General features: G+C 37.1%; 1 protein-coding gene. It reads right to left on the bottom strand.

Features of this window, described 5'->3' with window-relative positions:
* On the bottom strand, positions 1-749 hold a 749-nt coding region (locus FC77_RS07715; RefSeq protein ID WP_156641862.1), incomplete at its 3' end, for an IS110 family transposase.
* Positions 750-873: the final 124 nt, after the last annotated feature.

Below are 873 nucleotides of genomic sequence, written 5' to 3'. Positions count from 1 at the left end.
CTTAAGGAAAACAGGTCAGAAATATTTCTTTGAATTGCTCTGACAGTAATACTATCTCTGGAATCGTAAGGATAAGCCTGCTCGGCTAAAGAATACAGTCTGGCAGTCAGATATCTTGCTCTCTGTTTGCCTATGCCAGGGATAGACAGTAGCTCCTGATAAATTCTTGTTTCATTGCTTTCTAAAACGTATTGAGCATGCGGAAATAAGCTAACAATGGTCCAATATACTTTGCCCGTGGAATTGGACATAATGCTTTCAATTTGCGGAAAAGTTGACTGTAGATTGCGGTGCAGCTGATTCTTGACTACAATCAGATTCTTAGTTAATTCTTCAAAATAGCGGCTGGCATTTTGCATTTCATGATATTCTTTCGGCTGCGGCTCTCTTAACTTTTGCGGAGCACAAAACTCAATCAAAGCCAGATGATAGGCATCAAGCTTATCAGTTTTATTGTGTCGCAAATTATTGTCCATTAGTTTTTTTGCTTTCAATGGATTAAGCTTTAAATATTTAATATGATTCTCTTCTAGAAAAGCCTGCAAGCTAAGAGAATAAACACCGGTAGATTCAAAAACTACCAAAGGCGTAATTAAATAGCAATTTAAATGATCGAGCAGCTTTTGATAGCCAAAGGAGTCATTTGAAATAATAAACGGTTCTCCTTGTTTAATACGATCAATTACAACACAGACAGTCGAAGAATGGCTGCTAACATCAATACCAAAAACAATATTTTGTTCCATCATAACCTCCAAGAGAAGATAAATAGCTTTATCAAACCATTCAATTCTAATTTTCTGAACTCGGCATCATGTGCCCACAGACTACGAAGAGACTTTAGAATGGCCGGTAAAGCAGCCCGTTTTGTTT

Source organism: Lactobacillus acetotolerans DSM 20749 = JCM 3825, assembly GCF_001436775.1.
In the GTDB taxonomy this organism is placed as follows: Bacteria; Bacillota; Bacilli; order Lactobacillales; family Lactobacillaceae; genus Lactobacillus; species Lactobacillus acetotolerans.
Note: the sequence above shows the minus strand (reverse complement) of the source record. Positions and strands in the feature narration are given on the sequence as shown.